At 57.7% G+C, this 866-nt stretch carries 1 pseudogene; it reads right to left on the bottom strand.

The annotated features are described in order from the left end of the window. Positions 1 to 866: pseudogene (locus tag DVH23_RS23245) on the bottom strand (IS630 family transposase); the annotation flags it as partial.

The following is an 866-nucleotide window of genomic DNA, read 5'->3' as shown; positions in this document are numbered from 1 at the left end:
TGTCGAGTGCAGCGAGCGCGGCATCCTGAAGTTCGTCCAGTGAGTCGAACAGGCGGTTACCGAGTACCTGATTGAGCTTCTTCCAGCAGTCCTCCGCGGGGTTCAGCTCCGGTGAACCCCGCGGCAGGTAACACAGTTCTATCGGCGTATCCTCAACGAACTCTAGGACTGCGTTCGCCGTGAAATACGACGCGTTGTCCAATACGACGCAGATTTTCTCGCCAAATTCTGTCTGAAGAGCGTCCAACAACCGGATTGTCGTATCGCTGTTGAAGTTCTCCTCGCACGGCAGGAAGAACGACTCGTCGGTATCGCTGACCGCACCCAGTAGCTTGATGGACTCCCACTTGCCCGTCACTGGCAGTGACGGGCGTTCGCCTTCAGAAAACCACGCATAGATCAGTTTTGAGAGGACCTGTCGCGTCTGATCTATCGCGAGGATCGTGTACTCGTCGTCCAGATCGTTCGTCTTTTTTTGAACCCATCTTGGAATGCATCCTGTGCTCGCTCGTCGGACTTGTAGTACTCCGGCCGGGCTGTCTTCCAGGACAGCCCGGCCTCGGTCATCAACCGTCGGACGTGACGGTCACAGTAGTCAACGTCGAACTCCTCGGCGAGATATTGCTGGGCGAGGGGAACAGACCACGCGGGCGCGTCGATATCGACTTCCTCCGGCGATTCGTGGAGGACATCCACGAATCGCTCGTGTTCGTTCTCGGAGAGTTCAGAGGGACGACCGGATCGTGGCTCGTCGTAGACGACGTCCTCGAACGGCTCCGTTTCGAGCCGTTCGAGACGGCTGAACCACTTTGAGGCCCAGCTGCCGGAGAATCCGTAGAGTTCGGCGGCGGCTTTCTGGGTAAGGT

Origin of the sequence: Saliphagus sp. LR7, from assembly GCF_003344565.1 — an archaeon.
Classification (GTDB): domain Archaea; phylum Halobacteriota; class Halobacteria; order Halobacteriales; family Natrialbaceae; genus Saliphagus; species Saliphagus infecundisoli.
Note: the sequence above shows the minus strand (reverse complement) of the source record. Positions and strands in the feature narration are given on the sequence as shown.